Below are 24,524 nucleotides of genomic sequence, written 5' to 3' on the forward strand. Positions count from 1 at the left end.
GCCGGTTCGCCCGGTTCGTTTAACACATAACGGTGGCGCAACATTCCAGGTCCGGGCTCTATGGTGGCCCAATGGAACCGAGCGACCCCGCCGGCCCGGGTGGCCCCACCGATCTGACAGACATCAGCACTCCGGACATCCCGGGCGTGTCGAGGCGGTCCGGCGCACCGGACGCCCCCGGCACCCCCGGCGTCCCCGGCGAAACCGGTGACCTGGCCGGAGCCGGCGCGGGAGCCGGGCCCCGGGCCGGGGCGGGGACCGGAGCCGGGAGCGAGGCCGGGGCCGGGATCGGGGCCGAGGCGCTCGTCGCGCGGGCGGGCGTCGACGGCAGGCGGCTGCGGAACGCGCTCGCCGCCCTGGGCGACGGCCGCTGGTGGACGCTCGCCGACCTGGTCAGGGAGACCGCGACGTCGCGGCGGACCGTCGAGGCGCTGCTGCGCGAGGTGGACGGGGAGCTGGAGCGGTCCGGCGACCGCTTCCGGCTTCCGGCCCCGCCGGCCTGGCTGGATCCCGCCCGGCCGGGTCCTGTCCCGGTGCACCGGGACCGACCGGGCCCGGCCCGGCGGGAGAGCGCCTTCCCGCCCGCCGGACCGGGAGGGGGCGCCCTGGGACCGGCGGATCCCGTGGCCCACCTGCTTCCCGGCCACGCGGACCTGGTCGCGCGCATGGACGAGCTGATCGCCAAGGCGCCCCGGGGCCGCCACACGCTGGACCACGTCGCCGCGACCGGCGAGACCGTGGTCAGGCGGGCGCTGCTGCTGGACGCCCGGTTCTGGCTGGACGGCGCCAGGCTGCTGTGCGTGGGCGACCACGACCTGACCTCGCTGGCCACCGCGATGCTGCACCCGGGCGTCGAGGTGACCGTCGTCGACCTCGACGAGCGCATCCTCGCCTACATCGCAGGACAGGCCGACCGGCTCGGCCTGGCCGTGCGGACCCGGTGGGCCGACCTGCGCCTGGGACTGCCCGCCTCCGCGCAGTCCTGGGCCGATCTGGCGATCACCGACCCTCCCTACACCCCCGAGGGCGTCGGGCTGTTCGTCGCCCGCTGCGCGGAGGGGCTGCGCGACCGCGAGCAGGGCCGGATCATGCTGGCGTACGGCGCCAGCGAGCGCACCCCCGCGCTCGCCCTCAAGGTGCAGCAGGCCCTGTCGCAGCTCAACCTCGTCAACGAGGCGATCTATCCCGACTTCAACCGCTACCTCGGCGCCGAGGCCATCGGGTCGGCCGCCGACCTGTACGTCCTGCGTCCCACGACGAGAACCTGGCCCGCCGCGGCCGCCAGGACCGAGGCGTCCGGCACCGCCATCTACACGCAGGGCCCGCAGTCCGTGGAGTCGGCGCCTCCCTCCGCCGCCCCGGCCGCGGACTCCGGCGACGGGTTCGTCCCGGAGGTGCTGGTGGGCGAGTGGCCCCGTGACGTGCTGCCCAGGGCCCCCAGAGCGCGCCTGGCGACCTGGCTGGCCAAGCCCTACGCCAGCGACCCGGCCAGGGTGGCGATCGCCGTACCCGCCGGTCTGGAGGCCGCGCTGCCCCGCCTGCTGCTCGCCACCCGCGCCGCGGAGGTCCGGGTCACGCTGGCCACGGCCCCGAAGGACCTCCCCGCCGACCTGCTCGCCCCCGTCTACGAGCTCACCGCCGAGGGCGCGTCCGTGCGCGCCGTACGGGTGGCGCCGCCCACCGGGAACGCCGGAAACGGCGAGACCGGCGACGACGCGGCCAGGATCCTGCGCCGCGTCCTGGACAACGCGCACGGCAAGCTCGCCAACACCTGGCGCGAGGCCCTGATCAGGGTCAGGGGCGACCTGACGAAGAGACAGGCCAGGGCGGTCGTCACCGCCGTGGCCCCGTGGGCGGGCGACGTCACCGTCCTCGAACTGCCCGCCCACCGGCTGCTGGAGCTGCGGGCCGCGGTGGAGAGCTCCCTCAGGGCACCAGCCGGCGCTGGATGACCAGGCCGAGGCCGTCCATCGCGACCTGCGGATAGGTGAGATCCACCTTGCTCCCCGGCACGACGGGGGCGACCCAGCTCACCGTGACGTAGTGCCCGAGGCCGCGGACCTGGGCCCAGCTGCGCGAGCCGTCGAAGCCGTCGGGGGTGTCGGGGGCGGGCCGGACGAAGCCGCCGGCCTTGAGCGCCGCCACGAGCCTGTCGGCGGCGGCGGAGTCGGCGAGATTGAAGATCAGGAACTGGCCGGAGACCGCTCCGTCCTCGGTCTCGTAACGAGCCCGCAGCACCTGCGTGCACCCGCCGAGCGCGTCCTCGGCGCTCCCCCAGACCGCTTCGGCGCAGTCGGCGAGGGCCTCGGTGCTCCTGAGCGCGAGCCTGGTCGTGCCCGCCGACACCGAGGGGCCGGGGAACATCTCGGCGACGGTGAGCGGCCGGGGATCGAGGGCACGGGTCGCTATGGGCGCGTAGTGGGCCGTACCGGACTCCGCGCGCAGGACCGCGGCGCGCGGGGCGGGCTCGTTGCCCAGCCACAGGAAGGCTCCCACCCCGGCGACCCCGGCCAGCACGACAATGATGATCCACTTGCGCATGGGGAAAAAGCTTACTTCGAGATCTCCCCGGTCCCCGAAGAACCGGGATTCCCGACCGGAATCGGCGGCTCACGGTCGGTGACCCCGCCCGGCGGCCGGCGGGCTCCCCCGCGCCGCCGCCCGGCCTCCGGGGCGGTCTCCGTGGCGGCCTTCGGGGCGGCCGGACACCGCCGGCTCGGCCGGTTCGGCGGCACCCGGCCGGAAAATCCGGGGAACGACCCGGCGTACGGGAACTACTTGGCCGGAGCGGGCGCCGGGGAGGCGGCGACGATGCGGCGGAAGATCGCCTTTTCCGTGGCGCGGACCGTCAGGGAGAGCGAGACGAAGTCGTCCCTCGGGCCCGGCTCCGCTCCGTCGGCCCTGCCGATCCAGACCAGGCCCGCGTAGTGCCCCATGGCGTGACCGCTGGCCTCGGTGTGGCCACCGGCGGGGAAGGCGACCTTGAGCGTCTGGAGCGGCCGGACCCAGCCGCCCCGGTGCAGGGTGGTCAGCGTGTTCGCCAGCGCGTCGGCGGAGGCGGTGTCGCGCAGGTTGAACATGGTGTACTGGGCGACGTAACGGCCGTCGGCGCTGGCGTACAGGCCCCTCGCCACCTGGGTGCACCCTCCCCGGGTGAGCAGGTCGGCGAGCCCCTGGCCCCAGGTCGCCGCCACGCAGTCGTTCTCCAGCTTGGGGGCGCCCGCCAGCCTCAGCGTGGTCCTGCCCTCCTTGAGGGTCTTGGCGAAGAGGTCCTTGACCGTCAGCGGCTTGGGGTCGGCCCTGCTCTCCGCGATCGGCGCGAACACCTTGGAGGAGGGCCATCCCCGGTAGACGTCCGGCCGGGGTTCGGTGCCGATGACCGAGGCGGTGGCCCGCTCGGGCTCGAAGTCGTTGCCGATCGCGGAGATCGCCAGGGTGAGGGCGAGCGCGGCGACCAGCACGCCCGCCAGCGATCCGAACACCAGCACCAGCCGCTGCTGGGTCCGGGTCAGCCCCCACTCCTCCAGCAGGGGGACACTCCAGGTCTGCGCCTTGCCGGAGGTACGGCGACGCTTGCGCCCGGGGGTCGGGGTGGGGGTCGGAGGTGGAGGGGTCAAAGTGCGGTTCCTCCCAGGAAGGTGCCCAGGGCGAAGGTCAGGCCGGCGGCGACCGCGCCGACGACGAGCTGGCGCAGCCCGCTGTACCACCAGCTGCGCGCGGTGACCCGGGAGACCAGCGCGCCCGCGCCGAACAGCGCCAGGCAGGAGATCACCGCCGAGGCCACCAGGCTGGTGACACCGAGCAGGTACGGCAGGAGGGGCAGGAGCGCGCCCACGCCGAACGACAGGAAGGAGGAGATCGCGGCGGTCCTGGGCGAGGGCAGGTCACGGAGGGTGACGCCGAGCTCGGCCTCGGTGTGCACCTCCAGGGCCCTTTCCGGGTCCGTGGAGATCTGCCTGGCCACCTCGGCCGCCACCTCGGGATCGACGCCCCGCTCCTCGTAGAGCTTGGCGAGCTCCTCCAGCTCGGCCTCGGGGTGGCGTTCGAGCTCGCGCCGCTCGACGTCGATCTCGGCCAGGGCGAGTTCCCGCTGGCTGGCCACCGAGACGTACTCGCCACCGGCCATGGAGAACGCGCCCGCGGCCAGTCCGGCGATGCCGGCCAGCAGGATGACCCTGGTGCCGGCGGCGCCGCCGGCGACACCGGCGATCAGGGCGAAGTTGGAGACGAGGCCGTCCATCGCGCCGAACACCGACGGCCGCAACCAGCCGCCGTTGACGTCGCGATGCCGGTGGTGCATCTCGGCGCGCCCCCCGAAGGCGTCCGGGCTCACTGCGGTCCTTCGGGAGACGGCCCCGGGGACTCAGCGCGCGGGGGAGGCTGCGGGCCGCCGGTCTCGGCCCCGGAGAAGGGATACGCCGGTGTGCCGGACGATCCGGCGGCGCGTCCGGGGCCCCGGGGCCTCGACCGTGGGGAGAACGTCAACGTCGTTCTTTCCCGCCTTCGGGAACACCCTTCGTCGCGGTCTCCCCGCGGAGATCGTCTCTCTCCGCGTCGGAAGCTGCCCCGCCCGATGTGGTGCTGTCGGAGGCGGTGCTCTCCGGAGTGGTGCTCTCCGGGACGGTGCTGTCCGAGGTGGTGTCACCCGGGGCGGCACTCTCCGGGGTGATCTTGTCCGAGGCGGCGGCCGGAACCGTGCCGCCCGGCTCGTCGTCGACCGGGTCGCCCCCGTCCCGGCCGCTCTCCACCGGCTCGGCCTGGTCCGACGGGTGGGCGGGATCGACCGCGCCTCCGGCCGGGCCCGGGTCTCCGGTCGCGAGCGTCGCCGAGGCGGGCCGCGCCCCGGTGTCCTGCCCGCTCTCGCCGTCGTTCTCGGCAGGGTCGGCCTGGTCGGACGGGTGGGCCGGGTCGACGGGACCCCCCGTGCCGTCTCCCACATCCGACGCGGCCAGGGCACCGGCCGGTGCGGCCGCGTTCCCGTCCTCGCCCTTCGCCGGATCCGCGCTCTCGTCCTCACCGGGAACGACGGCCCCGCCCTCGATGCCGGCGGGACCGGTCACCGGGATGACCCGCTCCTCGGCGGTCTTGTTCCTGGCGTACCAGAAGTAGGCCATCGCCCCGACGAACACGATGATCGAGGTCCACTGGTTGAGCCGCAGGCCGAGGATGTGGTGGGCGGTGTCGACCCGCAGGCCCTCGATCCAGAAGCGGCCCACGGTGTAACCGGCGACGTAGAGCGCGAACAGGCGGCCGTGCCGGAGCACGAACTTGCGGCCGAGCCAGATGAGGACCAGCGCCAGGCCCAGGTCCCAGATCGACTCGTACAGGAACGTGGGGTGGTAGGTGTCCTCACCGGGCACCGTGCCGGGCCGGTCGGGGTCGATCTCCAGGCCCCACGGCAGGTCGGTGGGGCTGCCGAACAGCTCCTGGTTGAAGTAGTTGCCCCAGCGGCCGATGGCCTGGGCCACCGCGATCCCGGGGGCCACGGTGTCGGCCACCGCGGTCAGGGAGATGCCCCGGCCGCGGCAGCCCAGCCAGACGCCCACGCCGCCGAGCGCGACGGCGCCCCAGATGCCCAGGCCGCCGTTCCAGATGAACAGCGCCTCGATCGGCTCGTTGGGCGCGTCCGGCCCGAAGTAGAGCTGCCAGTCGGTGATGACGTGATAGAGGCGACCACCGACCAGGCCGAACGGCACGGCCCAGACGGCGAGATCCACGATCGTGCCGGGAACGCCGCCGCGGGCGCGCCAGCGGCGCTCGCTGATGACGACCGCGACGACGACGCCGAGCACGATGCACAGTGCGTAGGCCCGGATGGGGACCACGCCGAAAAGGTGCCAGACCCCCTGGGAGGGGCTGGGAATCGAGGCGAGGGGCATGTCAGGTGACGTTACCGTGTCGCGCGCTACTTGGCGGCATCAAGAACGGCCTGGCGTAGGTCGGCCGGTTTGAAAGCCACCGCGGTGTCCACCTCGGCGCCGTTGAGCTTCAGCGTCGGGGTGCCCGTGAGCTTCTGGCTCTTCAGAACCTCGGCGCTGTAGGCGAGGTGCGCGGCCGCCTTCTCCTGGCTGGTCACGCACTTCTCGAAGCCGGCGTCGGTCACCCCGGCGTCCTTGCCCCAGGCGATCAGGTCGGGGATCGTGAAGCCCTCCACGCTCTCCGACGGCTGCTCCTCGAACAACCTGTCGTGGAACCTGCTCCAGGGCGCGCCTCCGGCGATGCAGCGGGAGGCGGCCCCGGCGCGCACGGAGTTGCCCCGGGTGATGCCCTTGTTGGTCTGCTCCGAGAAGATCGTGATCGGGTGGTAGACGACCTTGGCCTTACCCTCGGCCGCCAGGTTCTTGATCGTGGCGCCGCTGGTCCTCTCCAGCGCCTCGCAGGCGGGGCACTGGAAGTCCTCGAAGACGTCCAGGACCGGCTTCTCCACGCCCGCCTTGGCCATGACCACCGAGCCGTCCGCGGCGACGGTGACCGGCGCGAGCGCGGCGCCGACCTGCTCGGACCTGCTGCTCTGGGCGGCGAACCACCAGCCTGCCCCGACGGCGGCGATCGCGACGACGGCGGCCGTTCCGATGGTCGCCATACGCTTGCGCCTCTCCTTCACCATCTGCTCTTCGCGCTGTGCCTTGATCCGATCACGCGCCGACTGCTCCCGCGCGGCCTTGCCCATCAGACGGTCTCCTTTTCCTGGGGCTCCTCTTCGTCGTCGCCGTCAAGGTCGTCGTACGGCTCCCGTCCCGGGGTGAGTCCCAGGGCGGAGTCCAGCGCGAAGCGGCCCGGAGGAAACCAGGCGACGAGCACGCCGAGCACGAAGAGACCGAAGTCACGCAGGATGTCGATGAGGTAGTCGGGCTCCACCCCGGCCGCCAGCTGACCGCCGCCGCCGAAGCAGCCGCAGTCGATGCGCAGCCCGCGCGCCCACGCCGAGGCGATCCCGATGACGAACGCCAGCATGAGCAGTGCCGAGATGACACCCGCCGCCCGGGTGAGCAGCCCGACGACCAGCAACACCCCCACGACGATCTCCAGGATCGGCAGGCCGTAGCCGACCACCGTGGCGAGCGATTCAGGGAGCAGTTCATATGCCTCGACCGCCTGAACCGAGAGCACCGGGGTGCCGATCTTGCCCCAACCCGCGACGATCAGCACGCCCGCCAGCACCAGCCGTGAGACGGTCGTTACCCAGGGTAGCGCCGAAATCACGATACGCGACCTATTGGGCGCGGGGTTATCAGAGGTCACGAGCACCATTCTCCTATTCCAGGCCCCGGGCACGGACGTCTCCGGCGAACGCAAGGTATCCGAAGGAAACCTCATCACGGGCTGGATAAGCGTTGAATAAGCCTGCCTGACAGGCAAAAGACCGGAGTGCGGCCCCGTCGCGAGGGGGCCGCGCCCTGGTGGGTTCTCAGCCTCGGACGCCCGCCGCCAGCTCGGCGCCCAGCTCGCGGACCGCCGCCAGACCCGAGGCCTCGTCGGGAGCGTCCAGGACGCGGCGGATGAACGCCGACCCCACGATGACGCCGTCGGCGTAGCCGGCGACCTCGGCGGCCTGCCGCCCGGTGCCGACGCCCAGGCCGACGCACACCGGCAGGGAGGTGTGCCGGCGGGTGCGCTCGACCAGGCCCTGCGCGGCCTCGCCGACCGATTCGCGGGCACCGGTGACGCCCATCAGCGACGCCGCGTAGACGAAGCCGGTGCAGCTGTCGACGACGGCCTTGATGCGGGCCTCGGTGGAGCTCGGCGCGACCAGGAAGACGGTGTCGATCCCGGCCGCGGCGCTGGCCTCGCGCCAGGGACCGGCCTCCTCGGGGGTCAGGTCGGGCGTGATGGTGCCCACCCCGCCCGCGTTCGCCAGGTCCCTGGCGAAGCGGTCGGCGCCGTAGCGGTCGATCGGGTTCCAGTACGTCATGACCAGGGTGGCGGCACCGGTGGCGGCCACGCCCTCGACCGTGCGCAGCACGTCGGCGATGCGGGTGCCGTTGGTCAGCGCCCGGTGGACGGCGTCCTGGATCGTCGGACCGTCCATGAGCGGGTCCGAGTAGGGCAGGCCGATCTCGATCACGTCGCAGCCCGCCTCCACCATGGCGGTGGCGACGGCGATCGCACCGTCCTTGCTGGGGAACCCGGCGGGCAGGTATCCGATGAGGGCGGCGCGGTCGTCCGCCTTAGCCTTGGCGAACACCGTCTGGAGAGTCGTCATCGTTACTTCCGTTGCGGTTCGTCCCCTCCGGGCCGCCGGAGGGGAAGCAAGTCGGTCGTCAGAGGGTCAGAGGTTGAAGTACTTCATCGCGGTGCTCATGTCCTTGTCGCCCCGGCCCGAGAGGTTGACCAGGATCGTCGCCTCGGGACCCATCTCGCGACCGAGCTTGAGGGCTCCGGCGAGCGCGTGCGAGGACTCGATCGCGGGGATGATGCCCTCGGTGCGGGCGAGCAGCGCGAAGGCGTCCATCGCCTCGGCGTCGGTGATGCCGTGGTAGGTGGCGCGGCCGCTGTCCTTGAGCCAGGCGTGCTCGGGGCCGACGCCGGGGTAGTCGAGCCCGGCCGAGATCGAGTGCGACTCGATCGTCTGGCCCTCGTCGTCCTGCAGCACGTAGGTGCGCGAGCCGTGCAGCACGCCGATGGAGCCCTCGGTGAGGGTGAGGGCGTGCTCGCCGCTCTCCCGGCCCCGGCCGCCCGCCTCGTAGCCGTGCAGCTGGACGTCCTTGTCGTCGAGGAAGGCGTGGAAGACGCCGATGGCGTTCGATCCCCCGCCGACGGCGGCGGCGACCGCGTCGGGCAGCCCGCCGGTGAGCTCCAGCATCTGGCGGCGGGCCTCGACGCCGATGATGCGGGCGAAGTCGCGGACGATCTCCGGGAACGGGTGCGGGCCCGCGATGGTGCCGAAGAGGTAGTGGGTACGGTCGACGTTGGCGACCCAGTCGCGGAACGCCTCGTTGATCGCGTCCTTGAGGGTCTGGCTGCCGTTGGTGACCGGGACGACGGTGGCGCCGAGCAGCTTCATGCGGGCGACGTTGAGCGCCTGGCGCTCGCAGTCGACGGCCCCCATGTAGATGACGCACTCCAGGCCCATCAGGGCGGCGGCGGTCGCGGTGGCGACGCCGTGCTGGCCGGCGCCGGTCTCGGCGATCACCCGCGTCTTGCCCAGGCGCTTGGTCAGCAGGGCCTGGCCGAGCACATTGTTGATCTTGTGGGCGCCGGTGTGGGTCAGGTCCTCGCGCTTGAGGATGATCCGGGCGCCGCCCGCCTGCTCGGCGAAGCGGGGGATCTCGGTCAGCGTGGTCGGCCGCCCGGCGTAGGTGCGCAGCAGGTGGTCGAACTCCCGGATGAACGCCTCGTCGTTCTTCGCCTTGTCGTACTCCGCCGCGACCTCGTCCAGCGCCGGGATGAGCGCCTCGGGCACGTAGCGCCCGCCGAAGACGCCGAACTTGCCGTGGATGTCGGGGTCGTCGCCGTGCGCGGCGTTGCCAGCGAGGTCGGCGGTGGTGATGACGGTTCCGTCGTGCGTTGTCACTGCTTACTGCCCCTCGGGTCGGGATGCGGGGTGGGCACCGGCGGTGACCAGGTCGACCACGGCGGCCCGCGGGTCCTTGCCTGTCACCAGGCTCTCGCCGACCAGGACGGCGTCGGCTCCCGCCCTGGCGTAGGCGAGCAGGTCGTGGGGGCCGCGCACGCCCGACTCGGCGATCTTGATGACGCCGTCGGGGATCTTGGGAGCCAGCTTGGCGAACACCTCGCGGTCGACCTCGAGGGTCTTGAGGTTCCGCGCGTTGACACCGATGATCTTCGCTCCGGCGGCGAGCGCCCGGTCGAGCTCCTCCTCGGTGTGCACCTCGACCAGCGGGGTGAGCCCGATCGACTCGGCCCGCTCGATCAGCGAGACCAGCGCGTTCTGGTCGAGCGCCGCGACGATCAGCAGCGCCAGGTCGGCGCCGTAGGCACGGGCCTCCCAGAGCTGGTACGAGGTGACGATGAAGTCCTTGCGCAGCACCGGGATGTCGACGACGGCGCGCACGGCGGCCAGGTCGTCGAGGCTGCCGCCGAAGCGACGCCGCTCGGTGAGCACGCTGATGACGTGGGCGCCGCCCGACTCGTAGTCACCCGCCAGCGCGGCGGGGTCGGCGATCGCGGCCAGGGCGCCCTTGGACGGGCTGGAGCGCTTGACCTCGGCGATGACCGCCACCTGGTCGCCGCCCAGCGCCGCGTACGCGTCACGGGGGGCCGGTGCCCGCCCGGCCCGCTCCTTGAGCTCGGCCAGCGTCACCTTCTCCTGCCGCTCGGCCAGATCGGCGCGGACTCCTTCGAGGATCTCCTCGAGCACGCTCACTTGCCCTCCTCGCGAAGCTCCGGGGCCAGGTTCGCGAACGCTGCCGTATCCGTGGTTCGCTCGCTCCGCTCGCTCACGAGTAAGGCCCCTCCCGAATCGACTGCCCTTGTTCCGCCGATGCTATCGGCCCTGCCGGGGTCGCTCCGCCACGGGGTGAGACCTATCGGTGACTATGGGGCCAGGAATTCCCCAAAAGGAAGATTTCGCACTATCCAAAACACGACCAGCAAAGCGAGCAATGACCACACGTACGCCGGGCGAATGGATTTCCCGGCGGGCACACCGCCCGACCAGGCACGCAGCGTCCAACGGCCCCAAAGAACGACCAGCACCGGGATCATGAGCACGACGAGCGGATTGAGCCCCAGAGCCGCCACGGGATCCCCGTGGACGAGCGCGTAGACCGTTCGCAGGCCGCCGCAACCGGGGCAGTAGAGGCCGGTGAGCATGAGGAAGGGGCAGGTCGGGTAGTGGCCCGGCTCGCCGGGATCCACCGCCCCCACGAACGCCACCGCCGCGCCCGCCGCCAGCGCGACGCCGAGCGGCGCCAGCACGGCCGCCGCACGCGTCCCGCGCGGACCCTCGGTCTTCCCCGTCACCACGCCGTCACCGTGCCGTCGCCGTGCCGTCGTCGTGCCCTCACCATGCCATCAACCGGCCCGTCAGCACCCTTCACCGGTGGCCATCTCTCACCGGCCCTCACCGGTCACCCTACCCACACCGCCACCGCGCCGCCTGGCGCGAACCCCCGCGGGAACCGGGACCGGTCGCGGGCCCCGGCGGGAGCGGCGCCGGACGCCCGGCCCCGCGTCAGTAGCCCCCACCGCTGCCGATGAGGGCGCCGGCCCCGATCAGCCAGAACAGCAACACCACGCCCAGCCAGCACAGGATGCCGAAATAGGACAGGACCAGGCCCGCGACGGCCATGCCCCGGCCCTCCTCGCCCGTCCGGTTGATCTGTCCCAGCGAGATGTGGCCGAGCACCGCACCCACGATCGAGGGGAGCCCGCAGCTGAACAACCCCACGATGCCCATGATCAGCGCGGCGATGGCCATGCCGTTGTTGCCCTTGGGCGGCTTGCCGTACCCCCCGTAGGGGTCGTAGCCGCCGGGCTGGCCGTAACCGCCACCGGGCTGGCCGTACCCGCCGTGCCCTCCGGTGCCGTAACCGCCGGACGAGTCGTAGCCACCCGGGGGGCCGTAACCGCCGCCCCCTGGGGTCTGGCCATAGCCATCCGAGTGATTGCCATAGCTCATGAATGACCCCCAATTATCCGAGTTGCGGGCGAAATCCTAGCGAAAATGCTCCCGGAAGGAGAGGATCCGTTCGCGCTTGTGAGCGCGTTGTGAGCAAGTCGTGGCCGAAAGCGCAGGACGGGGATCAGCGCTCGCCGGGGTCGGCGCTCGCGGGGGTCCGCCGGGAGCCGGACTCGATCTGGTCGGTGCCGACCGCCGGGGTCAGCGCTCGCGGGGGTCCGGGTCGGCCGTGGGGTCGGTGCCCTCGTCGAGGGCGTCCCACAGCGCCCGCTCGCCGAGGGCGCTCTCGGCGGGAGCGGGACGGTTCGCGGCACCCCCGGGACCGGGCCCCTGCCGGTCGTAGCGGCCGGACATGCCCGGCCAGCGTCCGCCGCGCAGGATCACCGCCACTCCTCCGGCCAGCAGCAGGAGCCCCCCGGCGGAGGCGAGGATCGGCCAGACGACGGCCGGCGCGACCTGCGGGACGGTGCCGGCGGACATCGGCGCCTGCTCGGCGGAGATCCGCAGCGCGGCGCTCGCGCCGCTCCCCCACCAGGAACCGGCGATCATCCCGGCCCCGCCGAGCGCCATCACCGCTCCGACGATCCCGCGCCACACGCCTCCCGTGGCGAGGACCGCGACCACCGCGGCGAGCGCCGCCCAGGCGGCGGGGCCGAGCGCGGGCACCAGTTCGGCGGCGGAGACCGCCACCTCGCGGGTGTCGTACGTCACGGTGAACCAGTCGCGCCCGGCGGCGAGGAGCACGAGCGCGGCGCCCGCCACGCACGCCGCCAGCCAGGTCCACAGCTCCCGCCTGCCCGTCACGCCCGGGTCACCGTCAGCTCGCCGGCGTCGAAGCAGGTCCGGTCGCCGGTGTGGCAGGCGGCGCCCACCTGGTCGACCCTGAGCAGGATGGTGTCGCCGTCGCAGTCGAGCGCGGCGGACTTGACGTGCTGGACGTGGCCGGAGGTGTCGCCCTTCACCCAGTAGGCCCCGCGGCTGCGTGACCAGTAGGTGGCCCTTCCCGTGGTGAGCGTGCGGTGCAGCGCCTCGTCGTCCATCCAGGCGAGCATGAGCACCTCGCCGGTGTCGTACTGCTGGACGACGGCGGGAACCAGCCCGTCGGCGGTGCGCTTCAGCCGGGCCGCGATGGCGAGGTCAAGGGACATGCGGCAATTGTGCCGCAACCGGGAGGAGGGGTCGCGTCCGGCCTGGTCTCGCGGCCGGTCTTCGCCTCAGTGGCTGCGGTCGTCGTCGAGCACGTCGGCGGCGTGGACGACGATCTTGGGGTCGGGGACGCCGACGACCTCGTGGTCCTTGTTCTCGTACTCGAACAGGCTCAGGACGTGCCGCATGGCCTCGATCCGGGCCCGCTTCTTGTCATTGCTCTTGATCACCGTCCACGGGGCCTCCTCCGTGTCGGTGTTGACGAACATGTCCTCCTTGGCGGCGGTGTAGTCCTCCCACTTGTCGAGCGACTCCAGGTCCATCGGCGACAGCTTCCACTGCCGCACCGGGTCGACCTGGCGGATCACGAATCGGGTGCGCTGCTCGGACCGCGAGACCGAGAACCAGAACTTCACCAGGTGGATGCCGTCGCGGACGAGCATCCGCTCGAATTCGGGGGCCTGCTCCAGGAACTCCAGGTACTCCTCGGGGGTGCAGAAGCGCATCACCCGCTCGACCCCGGCGCGGTTGTACCAGGAGCGGTCGAAGAAGACCATCTCGCCGGCGGCGGGCAGGTGGGAGATGTAGCGCTGGAAGTACCACTGGGTGCTCTCGCGCTCGCTCGGCTTCTCCAGCGCCACCACGTTCGCGCCCCGGGGGTTGAGGTGCTCCATGAATCGCTTGATCGTGCCGCCCTTGCCCGCGGCGTCGCGCCCCTCGAAGAGGACGACCATGCGTCCCCCGGTGTCCTTGATCCAGTACTGGAGCTTGAGCAGCTCGATCTGGAGCAGCCGCTTGATCCGGTCGTACTCCGCCCGCCCCATCCGCTCGCCGTAGGGGTACTTCTCCCGCCAGGTGTCGACCGGGCTGCCGTCCTTGCGGAGCAGGACGGGATCGTCGTCGTCATCGTCGTTGACCCGCAGGTCGGTCAGCTCGTCGAGCAGATCGCTGCGGTCTATCGCCGCGTGAACGTCCACCACGGGGAACTGGCCTTCCGACGGCTCCCCGCCAACCAACTCTGCCATCGGTCCCTTCCCTCGGGCGGGCGTGGGGCCCGCCTCCGCACTGCCCCTACCACCCTCTGAAAAGGCTAATCCTTCCCGGACATCCCTTTCTTCGCGGGTGGTCCGTCCCCTCTTCGCCGGGCGGTCCGTCCCGGCCGAGGGCGCGGCCGTTCCGCTAGGAGCGGGCGGCCGAGACCCAGGAGGCGTGCAGGTCCGCGTAGACGCCGGGCCGGCGTACCAGCTCGGCGTGCGGGCCGCGCTGCACGATCCGGCCCTTGTCGAAGACGAACACCTCGTCCGCCGCCTCGGCGGTGGAGAGCCGGTGGGCGATGGAGACGGCGGTGCGGCCCCGCGTGACGCCCTCCAGGGCGCGGGCCAGCCGCACCTCCGTCGCCGGGTCCACCGCGGAGGTGGCCTCGTCCAGCAGCAGGAGGTCGGGGTCGGCCAGGTAGGCGCGGGCGAGCGCGACGAGCTGGCGCTCGCCCGCCGACAGCGACTCGCCGCGCTGGCCGACCCTGGTCGACAGGTCGGCGGGCAGTCCCTCCAGCCAGTCGGTGAGCCCCAGCTCGGTCATGGCGAGCCGGATCTCCGCCTCGGTCGCCGAGGGGCGGCCGAAGGCGATGTTCTCCGCCAGGGTGCCGTCGAACAGGAAGCCGTCCTGCGGCACCATGACGATGCGGCTGCGCAGCGAGGAGAACCGGACGGTCCGCAGGTCGTGGCCGTCGACCGTGATCCGCCCCGAGACCGGGTCCATCAGGCGGGTGAGCAGCTTGGCGAAGGTCGTCTTGCCGGAACCGGTCTCCCCCACCACGGCGATCCGCGAGCGCGGCGGGATGTCCGCCGATACCCCGTGCAGCACCGGGACCCCGCCGGGGTAGGAGAACTCCACGTCCTCGAAGGAGACCGAGATGGGACCGCGCGGCAGCTCGACGCCCTCCGGGCCCGGGTCGGCGACGTCGGCGGGGGTGTCGAGCACGCCGAGGATGCGCCGCCACCCGGCGACGGCGTTCTGCGCCTCGTTGAGCACCTCGGTGGCGATCTGCATCGGCGAGACGAACAGCGTGATGAGGAACAGGAAGGCGACCAGGCGCCCCTCGGTGATGTCCTGCGCCAGCCCGAGCCGCACCCCGACCAGCACCACGGCCGCCAGGGTGACGGCGGCGACGATCTCGGTCAGCGGGAACACGGTCGCGACGATCCGCTGGGTGCGGGCCTGCGCCGCCATGTTGGCGTCGATCGCGACGTCGAGCCGCTCGGCCGTACGGGCCTCGGAGCCGTGGGCCCTGATCACGGCCGCGCCCACGACCGACTCGCTGACGGCGGAGAGCATGTCGCCGGTGCGCTCGCGGACCCGCGTGTAGGCGCCGGACAGCCACCGCTGGAAGCGCGGCAGGACGACCATGAGCGGCAGGAAGCACAGCCACACCAGCAGGGCGAGCTGCCAGGAGTAGACGAACATCAGCCCGGTGGCGACCAGGAGCTGGCCCAGGGCGACGATGATCATCAGCCCGCCCCACTGCATGAACACGCTGATCTGGTCGACGTCGCCGGTGACCCGGGAGACGAGGGCGCCGCGCCGCTCGGAGTTCTGGGTGAGCACCGACAGGTCGTGCACGTGCCGGAAGCCGCGCACCCTGAGCGTGGCGAGCGAGGACTCGGTGGCCCGGTAGAGGCGGACGTTCATCAGGTACGCGCACAGCGCGGTGAACACCACGGCGGCGGCGCACAGCAGCACGGCGGTGCGGACGTAGGCCACGTCCGGGGCCCCCTTCGCGAGCCCCGTGTCGATGGTCTGCTGGACGGCGATCGGCACGATGATCTTGCCGACCGTGGCCACCACGGCCAGCGCGAGCGTGCCGGCCAGCCCCTTGCGGAACTCCGGCGTGAGCGACAGGCCGTGCCTGACGGTGGCCAGCCCGGAGCGCTCGACTCCCTGGAACGAGCTCACCGGCACCGTCCTCCCAGGCCCAGCCCCAGCCTCGGCCCCAGCGGACCGCGGCCCCGCTCGCCCCGCGTCGTCCCGGCGGGGTGCTCCCCCGGCCGGTGGTGCTTCCTCACGCGCTGACCTCTTCCTCTTGCTCGGCGTCGAGCGCCTCGCGCTCGGCGCCCTGGCGTTCGTAGGCGGTGACCAGGTTGCGGTAACCCTCGCAGCGGGCGAGCAGCTCCGCGTGGCCGCCCCGGTCGACGACCCGGCCGTGGTCGAGGTAGACGACCTCGTCGGCCAGGGCGATGGTGGCCATCCGGTAGGCGATGACGACCACGGTGGAGACCTGGGCCGCGTCCCGCAGCCCGTACAGGATCCTCGCCTCGACCTGCGGGTCGACGCTGGAGGTGGCGTCGTCCAGGACGAGCAGCCGCGGGCGGCGTACCAGCGCGCGGGCCAGGGCGATCCGCTGGCGCTGGCCGCCCGACAGGGTGGTGCCGCGCTCGCCGACCCGGGTGTCCAGCCCCGAGGGCAGGGCGCTGACGAACCCCTCGGCCTGCGCCAGGCGCAGCGCCGCCCAGACGTCCTCGTCCGCGATCGGCCGGCCGAGGGTGACGTTGCCGCGTACGGTGTCGTCGAACAGGAACGTCTGCTGCGGCACCAGCGCCACCGCGTCGCTGACCCCGTTCCTGGCGACGTCGCGCAGGTCCGTGCCGTCCACCAGCACGACGCCCTCCGCCGGGTCGACCAGGCGGACGAGGGCCTGGGCGAGCGTCGACTTGCCGGAGCCGGTGGGTCCGACCAGGGCGACGGTACGGCCGGGCCCGACCTCCAGGCTCACCTCGCGCAAAACGGGGAACTCGCCGTCGCCGTAGGCGTAGCCGAGGTCGCGGACCTCCAGCCTGGCGGGCTCGGTGCCGGGCAGCTCGACGGCGCCGTGCTCCATGGAGCCGGTGGCCTCGAGCACGGCCTGGATCCGCTCGTAGCCGACGACGGACCTGGGCAGCTCGGCGAGCACCCAGCCGAGCGCGCGGATGGGGAAGGCCAGCAGGGTGAACAGGTAGGCGACCTGGACGAGCACGCCCGAGCCGATCGCGCCGCTCTCCAGCCGCATCACGCCGATCAGCAGCACGGCGAGCACGCCCAGGGTGGGCAGCGCCTCAAGCATCGGGTCGAACAGGCCGCGGACCCGGCCCACGGCGATGTTGGCGTCGCGCAGCTCGCCCGCCTTGGCCTGGAACCTGGCGGTCTCCTCGTCCTCGCGGCCGAGGGTCTTGACGACCAGGGCGCCGTCGAAGCTCTCGTGGGCGATCTCGCTGACCTCGGCGCGCAACTGCTGGGCGCGGGTGGCCAGCGGGTTGAGCCTGCGCTGGTAGACCAGGTTGAGCACGGCGATCGCGGGAAAGACCAGGAAACCGACGAGGGCGAGGATCGGATCGGTGATCACCATCGCGACGGCGGCGGTCACCAGCATCACGACCACGCCGACGGCCATCGGCAGCGGGGCGAGCGGCGCCCAGGCGGCCTCCACGTCGGACCCGGCGTTGGACAGCAGCTGCCCGGTCGGGTGCCTGTGATGCCAGGCCAGGGGAAGCCTCAGATACTGGCGGGTGACGTCGCGGCGGGAGCGGGCCTGCATCCGATACTGCATGACCCCGGCGAAATACCGCCGCCCGGCCACTCCCAGCGCCTTGAGCAGGGAGACCCCGAGGATGAGAAGCGCACCGAGGGTGAGGGTGCCCGTCGTGATCCGCCCGTCCCTGAAGGCCGGGAGCACGACGTGGTCGGTGGCCCAGCCCAGTGCCCACGCCGCGGCGACGGTCATCACGCCGTACAGGGCGCTGGACAGCACCGCGGCGGAGAAGATCGCCTTCTCCGCCCGGATGGCCACCCCGAGGACCCCGAGTCCCCTGCGCATGACTGCGGTGGTCATCTTGCTCGCCACGCGGGGGGTGTCCTTTCGACGGGGAACGTTGTTACCTAAGTCCCTATCACTGTGGATCATCGGGTTATTCCCGAACCACCTTCGGTAGTGTCACGCTCACCCCTCCGGTTGCTCACACAACGGCTTGTTAGGACCTGAAATGAACTACGCCCGCGCCGAACGATCCGCGCTCAGCGACCTGTTCGCCCAGCTCGGCCCGGATGCCCCCACGCTCTGCGAGGGCTGGACCACCTTCGACCTCGCCGCCCACCTCGTCGTCCGCGAGAGCCGCCCCGACGCCGCCGGAGGCATCCTCCTCAAGCCGCTGGCCGGGTACACCGCCAAGGTGCAGGAGTCCACGAAGACCAGGAAGGGGTACGCGGGCCTGGTCGAACTCGTGCGTTCCGGGCCTTCCGGGGTCTACCGCCTGCCCGGCCTGGACGAGGCGGTCAACACGACGGAGCTCTTCATCCACCACGAGGACGTGCGGCGGGCGCAGCGGGTCTGGGAGCCGCGGGAGCTGCCCGCCGAGCTGGAGCAGAGGTTCTGGAAGCAGGTCCACCGCGGCGCCCGGCTGTTCCTGCGCCGCTCTCCCGTCCGGGTGGTCCTGCACCGCATCGGCGGGGGCGTCGCCATCGGCGGCCCCAAGGAGGGGCCTCAGGTCGAGGTGACGGGCACGGCCGGGGAACTGCTGCTGTTCTGCTTCGGCCGCCAGTCCCACGCCAAGGTCGACGTGAGCGGCGACGAGGAGACCGTGGCCCAGCTGATGGACGCCCCCCTGGGCGTCTGAGCGGAACCGCTCCCCGGGGAGCGGGAAGAGGTCGTGGGCGACGACCCGGACCGCCTCGGTCCGGGTGCCGACGGTTCGCGACCACGGCTGACGGCCGACGGCCTGTCGCCGGACGACCGGCGATCAGCCGCCGGTCGGCGGCCGGAAACCGGGCGGGCTAGCGGACGCCGTCGCCCCGGTCCCGGCTTCCGGCCTTCGCCAGACCTCGGGCGATCATGTAACCGATCGTGAGAACGGTGATGTACTTGATGGCGTGTTCCGCCCCGAAGGGGTCACCGTAACCGCGCGAGTCACCGCCGACCACGAAGGCCGTGATCACGATCGCGACCAGGATGACGATGTAGGCGATGAACTCGGTGGTCTGGAACGCCGGTTTCGTCTCACCGGACAACCCGCGAGAGCCGCCGCCCCGCGGCCGATCACCTGGCTGGCCTCCGACGGGTGATGTCATTGTTCTCACTCCCTGCTTATGAATAATTACCTATAGTTACTATACATCGACCAATTCCCCTCTTTTTGTAGCCACAAACGCCGCATCAGCCGCCTACGCGCCACCCGTCCCGCGCGGCGGCCCGGGCGGGAGCGGGAAGGGCATGCCGGTCGCCCGTCGCCCCCCCCCCGGCGCCACCGGGGATCGGCGAACGGTCCCGCCGGGCGTGCCCCGGCCCGCCCGGCGGCAGGCCGCGCGTTTCCTGACATCTGCTGGAAAAACCGGATTCCCGGAGTGAACGACCGGTCACCGGATCGGTGGTGACCAGCAAAAACAACCCCCGCGCTCGGCGTACGTCCAGCGCCGGGCTAGCCCTACCGGTATACCTGGCAATGAAGATTGGACAGGAGCGTCTCGCGACCGCACGATGGCGGGTGTGACCTATGCCAAACTCGCGACCAGACCGCGGCTCGCCCCCGCGAGACGGGTATGATCATCAAAATCCGGGAGCCACCCGGGCCGCAGATGCCAAAGATCGATAAAATTCGGGTATATACGGCTGGGATTGGAACTGCCAGGAGGCCCCCATGCAGGTCAAGAAGATCCTCACCTACCTCGCGGTAGCTTTCGTGGTCTTCTATCTGTTCACCAAACCCGCCGAAGCGGCGAATGCGGTCAACGGAGTCTTCGACGGGATCATCAGGGGAGCAGACCAGTTGGCTCTGTTCTTCACCCGAGTGCTCACCTAACCGCCCGGCGGGGTCCTCCCGCCCGAACCGCTTCACCCGCGTTCCCGGCTGACCCACAGGGGAGCGCGCACCCCGCGTCGAACGCCATGCCGTCGGCCCCGCCGATCCCGGAAACGTATCGCGGCGATCACCGGAAGCCGCCGCAGCACCCCCGTACCCGCGAACCAGCCACGAGGTCACCTCCGCGCCCCGCCGCCCGAAGTCGCGCGGCCCCGCCGTACAGAGTGGTACGGAAACGCCGTACAGAGTGGTACGGAACCAGGGCGGTACGGACCCCACCCAGGTGACATGACACGGAGACCACCCGTACGGCGAACGTCCTGACCCGATCATGGATGACCGCGGAAGTCATCACGGCACTCCCTTGATGATCTTTCCGGCACCCTGGGGGAAGTCCGTTTCTCGTACGGGAGGATCGTTCATGCGTGGCAAGCGGGGTTTCCCCGGAATCGGGGCCATCGTCGCCGGAGCCGTCGTGTGCGGCGTGCTGGCGACCCCACGGGTCGCCCTCGCGATCCCGGTGCCGGACCCGCCTCCGGCTCCGGCACCCGTCCAGGCCCCGGCACCGTCACCGTCGCCCGTCCAGGCCCAGGCACCGGCACCGGCCCAAGCGCCGGTCCAGGCCCCCGTCCCGGCGCCGGTGCAGGCCTCCGTACGGACATCGATCGGCGGCGGGACCGGGCGGCCCCTCGCGGGAGGCTCCTCGTCCCTCTCGGCCCACCCGTCCCTCGGCCACTTCGGCGCTCCCGTCGACCGGCCGCTGCGGGGAAGGATCACGCTGGCCGGCCCGACCGGCGAGACGATCGCCTTCAGGCTGGTCAACCCCGCCCTCCTGCCCGCCGGGATCACGCTCGACGCCGACGGCCTGCTCGGCGGCGCCTCCCGGGTACCCGGCACCTGGACGGTCCCGGTCGAGGCCTGCGCCGCCTCCGGCGGCTGCGCCACCGGCACGGTGACGATCACCGTCACCTGCGAGTGCGCCCGCTCGCTCTCCCCGGCTCCCTCCCTCGCCGGTGCGCCCTGCTCCGACGGCGACTCCGGCGGTGACGTGACCACCGAATAACCGCGGGCGGAATCTCGCGACCGCCCCGGATCGTCCCGGATCGCTCCCGGGGCGAGCGTCCCCGGGTGCTTCCCCTCCCCCCGAGGACGTGTTACGCAGGAGGCATGGGAGATCAGCAGGCCATGACCGGCCCCCACCCGCTCGACACCGCCGCGGCGCGCCGCGTCGTCGAACGCGCCGACACCGAGGGCGCCGAGCTGGTCCGCTTCCTGTACGCCGACCACGGCGGCGTGATCAGGGGCAAGGCCACCTCCCGCTCCCGGCTGGCGGAGCGGCTCCACACCGGCATCGGGCACACCGTGGCGATGATGGCGATGAACATGCTCGACGAACTCCAGGACGTCGAGGACCTCGGCCCGGTGGGAGAGGTCCGCCTCGTCCCCGATCCTGCCACGTTCGTCCACCTGCCCTACGCTCCCGGCGCCGCGGCCATGCTGGCGGACCTGCGCCAGGTCGACGGCTCCGCCTGGCCCGTCTGCCCGCGCACCTTCATGCGCGAGGCCGTCGCCGCCCTGGCCGCCGAGGGGCACGCCCTCGTCGCCGCCTTCGAACCCGAGTTCACCCTGGGCCGCCGCGAACCCGACCCCGCCGGCGGCCTGGACCGGCTGGTCCCCGCCGACGACAGCCTGTGTTACTCCACCACCGGCTTCAACCAGCTCCACGACTACACGATGACCCTGCTCCACGCCCTGGAGAGCCAGGGCCTGCGGCCCGAGCACTACCATCCCGAACTCGGCCACGGCCAGCACGAGCTGTCGATCCACCACGCCCCCGCCCTCCAGGCCGCCGACAACCACGTGATCTACCGCGAGACGGTCAGGGGCGTCGCCGCGCGCATGTCGATGTGGGCCTCCCTCGCTCCCAAGCCCCTCGCCGGCCAGCCGGGCAACGGCGCCCACCTCCACGTCTCCCTCTGGGACCCCGGACTCCGGGCCAACGCCTTCGGCGACCCCTCGGACCGCTACGGCATGTCGGCCGCCGCCTATCGCTTCATCGGCGGCCTGGTCGCCCACCTCCCGGCACTCACCGCGCTGACCTGCGGATCGGTGAACAGCTTCCGGCGCCTGACACCGAGGTCGTGGTCGAGCGCGTACGCCTGCTACGGCATGGACAACCGTGAGGCGGCGGTACGGATCTGCTCCCCCACCGGACGCGACGCCGCGGCGTCCGCCAACCTGGAGCTCAAGCCCTCCGACTCCTCGGCCAACCCCTACCTGTCGCTGGGCGCCGTCATCCACGCGGGCCTGGACGGCATCCGCCGCGGCCTCGACCCCGGCGACCCCGTCAACGTCGACCCCGCCACCCTCCCCGCCGGACGCGTCCGCCGCCTCCCGGCCTCCCTGGACGAGGCCCTGGACGCCCTGGAGGCCGACGACGTCCTCATGAACGCCCTCGGACCCCTGCGCGCCTCCGCCTACCTGGCCGTCAAACGCTCCGAGGCCAGGTCCTTCGCCGCCCAGGACGCCGCCTACGAGCTGTTCCACCACTCCCGGGTCTTCTAAATCCTTTAAGCCCTAATATCGCCGTACATCCCTAGATATGCGGGAGGGCGCGATAATCAGCGCTGTCGCCGTGGTGGGCGACGGACGGCGACCGCGACGAGAACGCCTTCGGCACCGGCGGCTGGTAGGGCACCGGTGCCCGACGAGACCACCGCCGCTACAGGGCGGCCGGATAACCTTCCGTGCTGATCGTCAGCAGCACCGGCTCCGGCATCGTGAACGGTTTGCCGAAGGAACTCACGTTCTCGCGGGTGTAACGGTTGACGTCGGGTTCACTGAACACCCTGATGGTCTCGCACTCACGATCGATGATCACGTAGACAGGGATCCCCATCGAGGCGTACGCCTCCGGCTTGTCGCCGTAGTCCTCGGAGCGGGTGTTCTTCGACACGACCTCGATGACGGCCGCCACGATCTCCTTGCGGACCGGGTTCTCGTCGTCGCTGAGGCTTCCGGCAGGAATGATCACGATGTCTGGCTGCGGCCCCCGATGGTCACCCGGGGTCCCGACCCCCATGTCGGGCAGGGCCCACCACGCGTCGGAGGGAATCTGGCGGATCGTCTCGCTGACGATCAGATTGTGAAAGGCCGACGCGGACGCCTGCATCACGATCTTCCCGGCGTACCACTCGACCTTGTACCCGTCACGCTCCGCCGCCAACGCGAGGAGCTCACTGAACGTCCTCGAATCATCTGACATCTCGGCCCCTCCTCACTTCGCCCACATCCAATGATGCCAGCGAACGAGATGCGGCGCCGCATCGAACGAACCGTCTTCAGACCGCGGTGACCACGGCTTCCGCTGATCACGAAGCGTGAGATTCCTTCGGCCGCCACGATGATCGGCGAAACCGCCCAGATTGTCACGGGCCACAGTTCCGCCAGGCTCGTCGACTCCATACGCCAGGCCCGCGCCCGACTCCGCCCCTGGGAGGACAGCAAACACGTCCGAGACCTGGACGAACAGCTTCACGCCCTTTCCACTGCCGCCTAAAACACACCTCCTCACAAAGCGGGACGTCGAGCCCGTACGGCCACTGGTGCAGCCGCACCGGGTCGTTGACGGTCACGGGGTCGAACTCCAGCGTGGGAAGATCCGACATTCGGCCGCACCGCAAAACACGCCCAACCGCGAGGCACCACGACTCGGCTTACCCCGAGGCTCACCCCCTCGCGGTGAAGACGATCTCCACTCTCCGGTTCTTCGCCCGGTTCTCCTCCAGCGGCCGCCCCTGGACGACGTTGGGCACCCGGGGCCGCCTCTCGCCGAAGCCCGCGACCTGGAAGACCACCCCCGTCAACGTCCCCTGGAGGGACTGCCGCACGGCCTGCGCCCGCCTGAGCGACAGCGCGGTGTTGTAGGCGTCGTCGCCCTGGTCGTCGGTGTGCCCCTCGATCCTGACCGTCCCGCCCGCGGAGTCCGCCCGGACCCTCGCGGCGACCCGCCCCAGCCGCTGCCGCGCCCGCGGCGTCAGCACGGCCCTGTCGAGGACGAACAGCACGTCGCCGGCGATCGCCACGGTGACCTGCTCGCCCTGCCGCGCCTCGCTCTCGGCGCCGTCGAGCGACTCCACCTCGGCGACGACGTCCTCGACGGGAGCGACGATGTCCTCCACCCCGGCCGTGACGTCGCCTCCCGGATCCGCCCACGCGGCCGTCGCGGGGCCCGCGGCCAGGGCGAGCCCGAGTGCCAGGATCGTGAGGCGTTCAGGAGATCGGGACATCGGTGAACACACCCAGCACCTTGAGGTCCACATTGATCTTCGTGACGTCCGGCGGCGGAGCGGCGAACGTGGCGTGCAGGGACAGCACCTCACCGGCCTCGGTGAACACGTCGTACTCGGAGCACAGGCACTTGGCCCTCGGATACTTCCCGGTGCGCGCGACGACGTACCGCTTGCCGTTGACCGGGTCGACCAGGCTGACCCCGGCCACGGTCAGGCCGAGACCGCCCGGGGTGTCGCCCATGTCGCTGTTCATCTGCCACCGGTCGTCACCGTTGTTGGTGACCGTCCAGGTCAGCGTGGAGAGCCGGCCCTGGCGCCGGATGCCGGTGATCTCCACGGTCAGGTCGGCGCCACTCGCCTTGACCTTCTTGCGGGCGATCACCTGCTCGCTCTCGGCGGGTGCGTCCACCTGCCCGGCGGGCTCGGCGGGATCGCCGGTCTCCGTCGTCTCCGTGGCCTCCGTCGGCTTCGCGGTGTCAACGGGGTCCGCGACCTCCGACGTCGTCGTCACCCGCTCCTCCCCGCCGCCCCCCTGCTGCCCGGGAAGCATCCCGCAGCCGCTCAACGTGGCCGCCAGCACCACCGCGACCGCCCCCGGTGTGAACCCTCTTCGCATCTCGTCCTTCTCCGCCCGTCGTGGATCGCATCGAGCCCGACCGTACGCGGGCCACCTTCAGGACC

General features: G+C 71.7%; 26 protein-coding genes. 5 read left to right on the forward strand and 21 right to left on the reverse strand.

What is annotated here, in order from left to right:
• Positions 1–71: 71 nt before the first annotated feature.
• A complete protein-coding gene (locus ACTOQ1_RS05740; RefSeq protein ID WP_440064985.1) occupies positions 72–1,952 on the forward strand; it encodes a bis-aminopropyl spermidine synthase family protein in 1,881 nt (626 codons plus the stop codon).
• Here ACTOQ1_RS05740 and ACTOQ1_RS05745 read toward each other — a convergent pair.
• The 16 genes from ACTOQ1_RS05745 to ACTOQ1_RS05820 all read right to left on the reverse strand — a co-directional run bounded on the left by ACTOQ1_RS05745 (position 1,927) and on the right by ACTOQ1_RS05820 (position 17,591).
• Positions 1,927–2,541 carry a hypothetical protein gene (locus ACTOQ1_RS05745; RefSeq protein WP_440064987.1) on the reverse strand — a complete coding sequence of 205 codons (615 nt, stop codon included), beginning with the start codon at positions 2,539–2,541 and terminating at the stop codon, positions 1,927–1,929. The two genes, ACTOQ1_RS05740 and ACTOQ1_RS05745, sit on opposite strands and share 26 nt — an antisense overlap.
• Before the next feature lie 233 nt (positions 2,542–2,774).
• Positions 2,775–3,617 carry a hypothetical protein gene (locus tag ACTOQ1_RS05750; protein ID WP_440064989.1) on the reverse strand — a complete coding sequence of 281 codons (843 nt, stop codon included), beginning with the start codon at positions 3,615–3,617 and terminating at the stop codon, positions 2,775–2,777.
• Positions 3,614–4,333, reverse strand: a complete 720-nt coding sequence (locus ACTOQ1_RS05755) for a VIT1/CCC1 transporter family protein (protein ID WP_440064990.1) — start codon at positions 4,331–4,333, stop codon at positions 3,614–3,616. Before ACTOQ1_RS05755 ends, ACTOQ1_RS05750 begins: the two co-directional genes overlap by 4 nt.
• 148 nt (positions 4,334–4,481) lie before the next feature.
• Entirely contained in the window at positions 4,482–5,879 is a 1,398-nt protein-coding gene (gene lgt / locus ACTOQ1_RS05760) for a prolipoprotein diacylglyceryl transferase (RefSeq protein WP_440064992.1), read from the reverse strand.
• Between the two features lie 26 nt (positions 5,880–5,905).
• On the reverse strand, positions 5,906–6,670 hold the full coding sequence (locus ACTOQ1_RS05765) for a DsbA family protein (protein ID WP_440064993.1): 765 nt from the start codon (positions 6,668–6,670) through the stop codon (positions 5,906–5,908).
• Positions 6,670–7,203, reverse strand: coding sequence for a MauE/DoxX family redox-associated membrane protein (locus ACTOQ1_RS05770; protein WP_440064994.1), 534 nt, complete (start codon positions 7,201–7,203; stop codon positions 6,670–6,672). Before ACTOQ1_RS05770 ends, ACTOQ1_RS05765 begins: the two co-directional genes overlap by 1 nt.
• Positions 7,204–7,408: 205 nt before the next feature.
• Positions 7,409–8,203, reverse strand: a complete 795-nt coding sequence (gene trpA / locus ACTOQ1_RS05775; protein ID WP_440064996.1) for a tryptophan synthase subunit alpha — start codon at positions 8,201–8,203, stop codon at positions 7,409–7,411.
• A gap of 66 nt (positions 8,204–8,269) precedes the next feature.
• Positions 8,270–9,490, reverse strand: a complete 1,221-nt coding sequence (gene trpB, locus ACTOQ1_RS05780; protein ID WP_440065454.1) for a tryptophan synthase subunit beta — start codon at positions 9,488–9,490, stop codon at positions 8,270–8,272.
• Between the two features lie 27 nt (positions 9,491–9,517).
• Positions 9,518–10,327 carry an indole-3-glycerol phosphate synthase TrpC gene (trpC, locus tag ACTOQ1_RS05785; RefSeq protein WP_362842743.1) on the reverse strand — a complete coding sequence of 270 codons (810 nt, stop codon included), beginning with the start codon at positions 10,325–10,327 and terminating at the stop codon, positions 9,518–9,520.
• Positions 10,328–10,497: 170 nt separating this feature from the next.
• Positions 10,498–10,929: a DUF2752 domain-containing protein gene (locus ACTOQ1_RS05790; RefSeq protein ID WP_440064998.1), complete on the reverse strand. Its 432-nt coding sequence runs from the start codon at positions 10,927–10,929 to the stop codon at positions 10,498–10,500.
• A gap of 208 nt (positions 10,930–11,137) precedes the next feature.
• The gene (locus ACTOQ1_RS05795) at positions 11,138–11,584 is read right to left on the reverse strand and encodes a DUF4190 domain-containing protein (RefSeq protein WP_440064999.1); all 447 of its coding nucleotides are present in this window, start codon (positions 11,582–11,584) and stop codon (positions 11,138–11,140) included.
• Positions 11,585–11,785: 201 nt separating this feature from the next.
• Positions 11,786–12,388, reverse strand: coding sequence for a Trp biosynthesis-associated membrane protein (locus ACTOQ1_RS05800; RefSeq protein ID WP_440065000.1), 603 nt, complete (start codon positions 12,386–12,388; stop codon positions 11,786–11,788).
• Positions 12,385–12,732, reverse strand: coding sequence for a phosphoribosyl-AMP cyclohydrolase (hisI, locus tag ACTOQ1_RS05805; protein WP_440065001.1), 348 nt, complete (start codon positions 12,730–12,732; stop codon positions 12,385–12,387). The genes ACTOQ1_RS05800 and hisI overlap by 4 nt, the downstream gene beginning before the upstream one ends.
• A gap of 66 nt (positions 12,733–12,798) precedes the next feature.
• On the reverse strand, positions 12,799–13,755 hold the full coding sequence (gene ppk2 / locus ACTOQ1_RS05810) for a polyphosphate kinase 2 (RefSeq protein ID WP_440065002.1): 957 nt from the start codon (positions 13,753–13,755) through the stop codon (positions 12,799–12,801).
• Positions 13,756–13,909: 154 nt separating this feature from the next.
• Complete coding sequence (locus ACTOQ1_RS05815; RefSeq protein ID WP_440065004.1) at positions 13,910–15,682, reverse strand: ABC transporter ATP-binding protein; 1,773 nt, start codon at positions 15,680–15,682, stop codon at positions 13,910–13,912.
• Positions 15,683–15,788: 106 nt separating this feature from the next.
• The gene (locus ACTOQ1_RS05820; RefSeq protein WP_440065455.1) at positions 15,789–17,591 is read right to left on the reverse strand and encodes an ABC transporter ATP-binding protein; all 1,803 of its coding nucleotides are present in this window, start codon (positions 17,589–17,591) and stop codon (positions 15,789–15,791) included.
• Positions 17,592–17,742: 151 nt separating this feature from the next.
• Here ACTOQ1_RS05820 and ACTOQ1_RS05825 point away from each other — a divergent pair, with 151 nt between their 5' ends.
• Complete coding sequence (locus tag ACTOQ1_RS05825) at positions 17,743–18,372, forward strand: TIGR03085 family metal-binding protein (protein ID WP_440065005.1); 630 nt, start codon at positions 17,743–17,745, stop codon at positions 18,370–18,372.
• Positions 18,373–18,529: 157 nt separating this feature from the next.
• Here the strand turns inward: ACTOQ1_RS05825 and ACTOQ1_RS05830 are convergent, their stop codons facing one another.
• Positions 18,530–18,823, reverse strand: coding sequence for a hypothetical protein (locus ACTOQ1_RS05830; RefSeq protein ID WP_440065006.1), 294 nt, complete (start codon positions 18,821–18,823; stop codon positions 18,530–18,532).
• Positions 18,824–19,389: 566 nt separating this feature from the next.
• Between ACTOQ1_RS05830 and ACTOQ1_RS05835 the strand changes: the two genes are divergently transcribed.
• The 3 genes from ACTOQ1_RS05835 to ACTOQ1_RS05845 all read left to right on the forward strand — a co-directional run bounded on the left by ACTOQ1_RS05835 (position 19,390) and on the right by ACTOQ1_RS05845 (position 22,116).
• Entirely contained in the window at positions 19,390–19,551 is a 162-nt protein-coding gene (locus ACTOQ1_RS05835) for a hypothetical protein (protein ID WP_362676260.1), read from the forward strand.
• A gap of 421 nt (positions 19,552–19,972) precedes the next feature.
• Positions 19,973–20,614, forward strand: coding sequence for a putative Ig domain-containing protein (locus tag ACTOQ1_RS05840; protein WP_440065007.1), 642 nt, complete (start codon positions 19,973–19,975; stop codon positions 20,612–20,614).
• A 104-nt stretch (positions 20,615–20,718) separates the two neighbouring features.
• Positions 20,719–22,116 carry a glutamine synthetase family protein gene (locus ACTOQ1_RS05845; protein ID WP_440065008.1) on the forward strand — a complete coding sequence of 466 codons (1,398 nt, stop codon included), beginning with the start codon at positions 20,719–20,721 and terminating at the stop codon, positions 22,114–22,116.
• 157 nt (positions 22,117–22,273) lie between these two features.
• Here ACTOQ1_RS05845 and ACTOQ1_RS05850 read toward each other — a convergent pair whose 3' ends face one another.
• The 4 genes from ACTOQ1_RS05850 to ACTOQ1_RS05865 all read right to left on the reverse strand — a co-directional run bounded on the left by ACTOQ1_RS05850 (position 22,274) and on the right by ACTOQ1_RS05865 (position 24,459).
• Positions 22,274–22,816 (reverse strand): Uma2 family endonuclease, encoded by a 543-nt coding sequence (locus ACTOQ1_RS05850; RefSeq protein WP_440065009.1) that lies wholly within the window; start codon positions 22,814–22,816, stop codon positions 22,274–22,276.
• Between the two features lie 12 nt (positions 22,817–22,828).
• Complete coding sequence (locus ACTOQ1_RS05855; RefSeq protein WP_440065010.1) at positions 22,829–23,089, reverse strand: hypothetical protein; 261 nt, start codon at positions 23,087–23,089, stop codon at positions 22,829–22,831.
• A 190-nt stretch (positions 23,090–23,279) separates the two neighbouring features.
• The gene (locus ACTOQ1_RS05860; RefSeq protein WP_440065011.1) at positions 23,280–23,840 is read right to left on the reverse strand and encodes an OmpA family protein; all 561 of its coding nucleotides are present in this window, start codon (positions 23,838–23,840) and stop codon (positions 23,280–23,282) included.
• The gene (locus ACTOQ1_RS05865; protein WP_440065013.1) at positions 23,824–24,459 is read right to left on the reverse strand and encodes a hypothetical protein; all 636 of its coding nucleotides are present in this window, start codon (positions 24,457–24,459) and stop codon (positions 23,824–23,826) included. The genes ACTOQ1_RS05860 and ACTOQ1_RS05865 overlap by 17 nt, the downstream gene beginning before the upstream one ends.
• Positions 24,460–24,524 lie beyond the last annotated feature (65 nt).

Source organism: Streptosporangium sp. OZ121 (assembly GCF_051918885.1).
Taxonomy (GTDB): Bacteria; Actinomycetota; Actinomycetes; order Streptosporangiales; family Streptosporangiaceae; genus Streptosporangium.

What these genes read in the sequence shown, in the direction of transcription:
- ACTOQ1_RS05850 (WP_440065009.1), bottom strand. Translation starts at nt 22,816, where the DNA reads ATGTCAGATGATTCGAGGACGTTCAGTGAGCTCCTCGCGTTGGCGGCG.
- ACTOQ1_RS05820 (WP_440065455.1), bottom strand. Translation starts at nt 17,591, where the DNA reads ATGACCACCGCAGTCATGCGCAGGGGACTCGGGGTCCTCGGGGTGGCC.
- ppk2 (WP_440065002.1), bottom strand. Translation starts at nt 13,755, where the DNA reads ATGGCAGAGTTGGTTGGCGGGGAGCCGTCGGAAGGCCAGTTCCCCGTG.
- ACTOQ1_RS05830 (WP_440065006.1), bottom strand. Translation starts at nt 18,823, where the DNA reads ATGACATCACCCGTCGGAGGCCAGCCAGGTGATCGGCCGCGGGGCGGC.
- ACTOQ1_RS05845 (WP_440065008.1), top strand. Translation starts at nt 20,719, where the DNA reads ATGGGAGATCAGCAGGCCATGACCGGCCCCCACCCGCTCGACACCGCC.
- ACTOQ1_RS05825 (WP_440065005.1), top strand. Translation starts at nt 17,743, where the DNA reads ATGAACTACGCCCGCGCCGAACGATCCGCGCTCAGCGACCTGTTCGCC.
- ACTOQ1_RS05795 (WP_440064999.1), bottom strand. Translation starts at nt 11,584, where the DNA reads ATGAGCTATGGCAATCACTCGGATGGCTATGGCCAGACCCCAGGGGGC.
- hisI (WP_440065001.1), bottom strand. Translation starts at nt 12,732, where the DNA reads ATGTCCCTTGACCTCGCCATCGCGGCCCGGCTGAAGCGCACCGCCGAC.
- ACTOQ1_RS05745 (WP_440064987.1), bottom strand. Translation starts at nt 2,541, where the DNA reads ATGCGCAAGTGGATCATCATTGTCGTGCTGGCCGGGGTCGCCGGGGTG.
- ACTOQ1_RS05740 (WP_440064985.1), top strand. Translation starts at nt 72, where the DNA reads ATGGAACCGAGCGACCCCGCCGGCCCGGGTGGCCCCACCGATCTGACA.
- ACTOQ1_RS05865 (WP_440065013.1), bottom strand. Translation starts at nt 24,459, where the DNA reads ATGCGAAGAGGGTTCACACCGGGGGCGGTCGCGGTGGTGCTGGCGGCC.
- ACTOQ1_RS05765 (WP_440064993.1), bottom strand. Translation starts at nt 6,670, where the DNA reads ATGGGCAAGGCCGCGCGGGAGCAGTCGGCGCGTGATCGGATCAAGGCA.
- ACTOQ1_RS05835 (WP_362676260.1), top strand. Translation starts at nt 19,390, where the DNA reads ATGCAGGTCAAGAAGATCCTCACCTACCTCGCGGTAGCTTTCGTGGTC.
- ACTOQ1_RS05860 (WP_440065011.1), bottom strand. Translation starts at nt 23,840, where the DNA reads ATGTCCCGATCTCCTGAACGCCTCACGATCCTGGCACTCGGGCTCGCC.
- lgt (WP_440064992.1), bottom strand. Translation starts at nt 5,879, where the DNA reads ATGCCCCTCGCCTCGATTCCCAGCCCCTCCCAGGGGGTCTGGCACCTT.
- ACTOQ1_RS05840 (WP_440065007.1), top strand. Translation starts at nt 19,973, where the DNA reads ATGCGTGGCAAGCGGGGTTTCCCCGGAATCGGGGCCATCGTCGCCGGA.
- trpA (WP_440064996.1), bottom strand. Translation starts at nt 8,203, where the DNA reads ATGACGACTCTCCAGACGGTGTTCGCCAAGGCTAAGGCGGACGACCGC.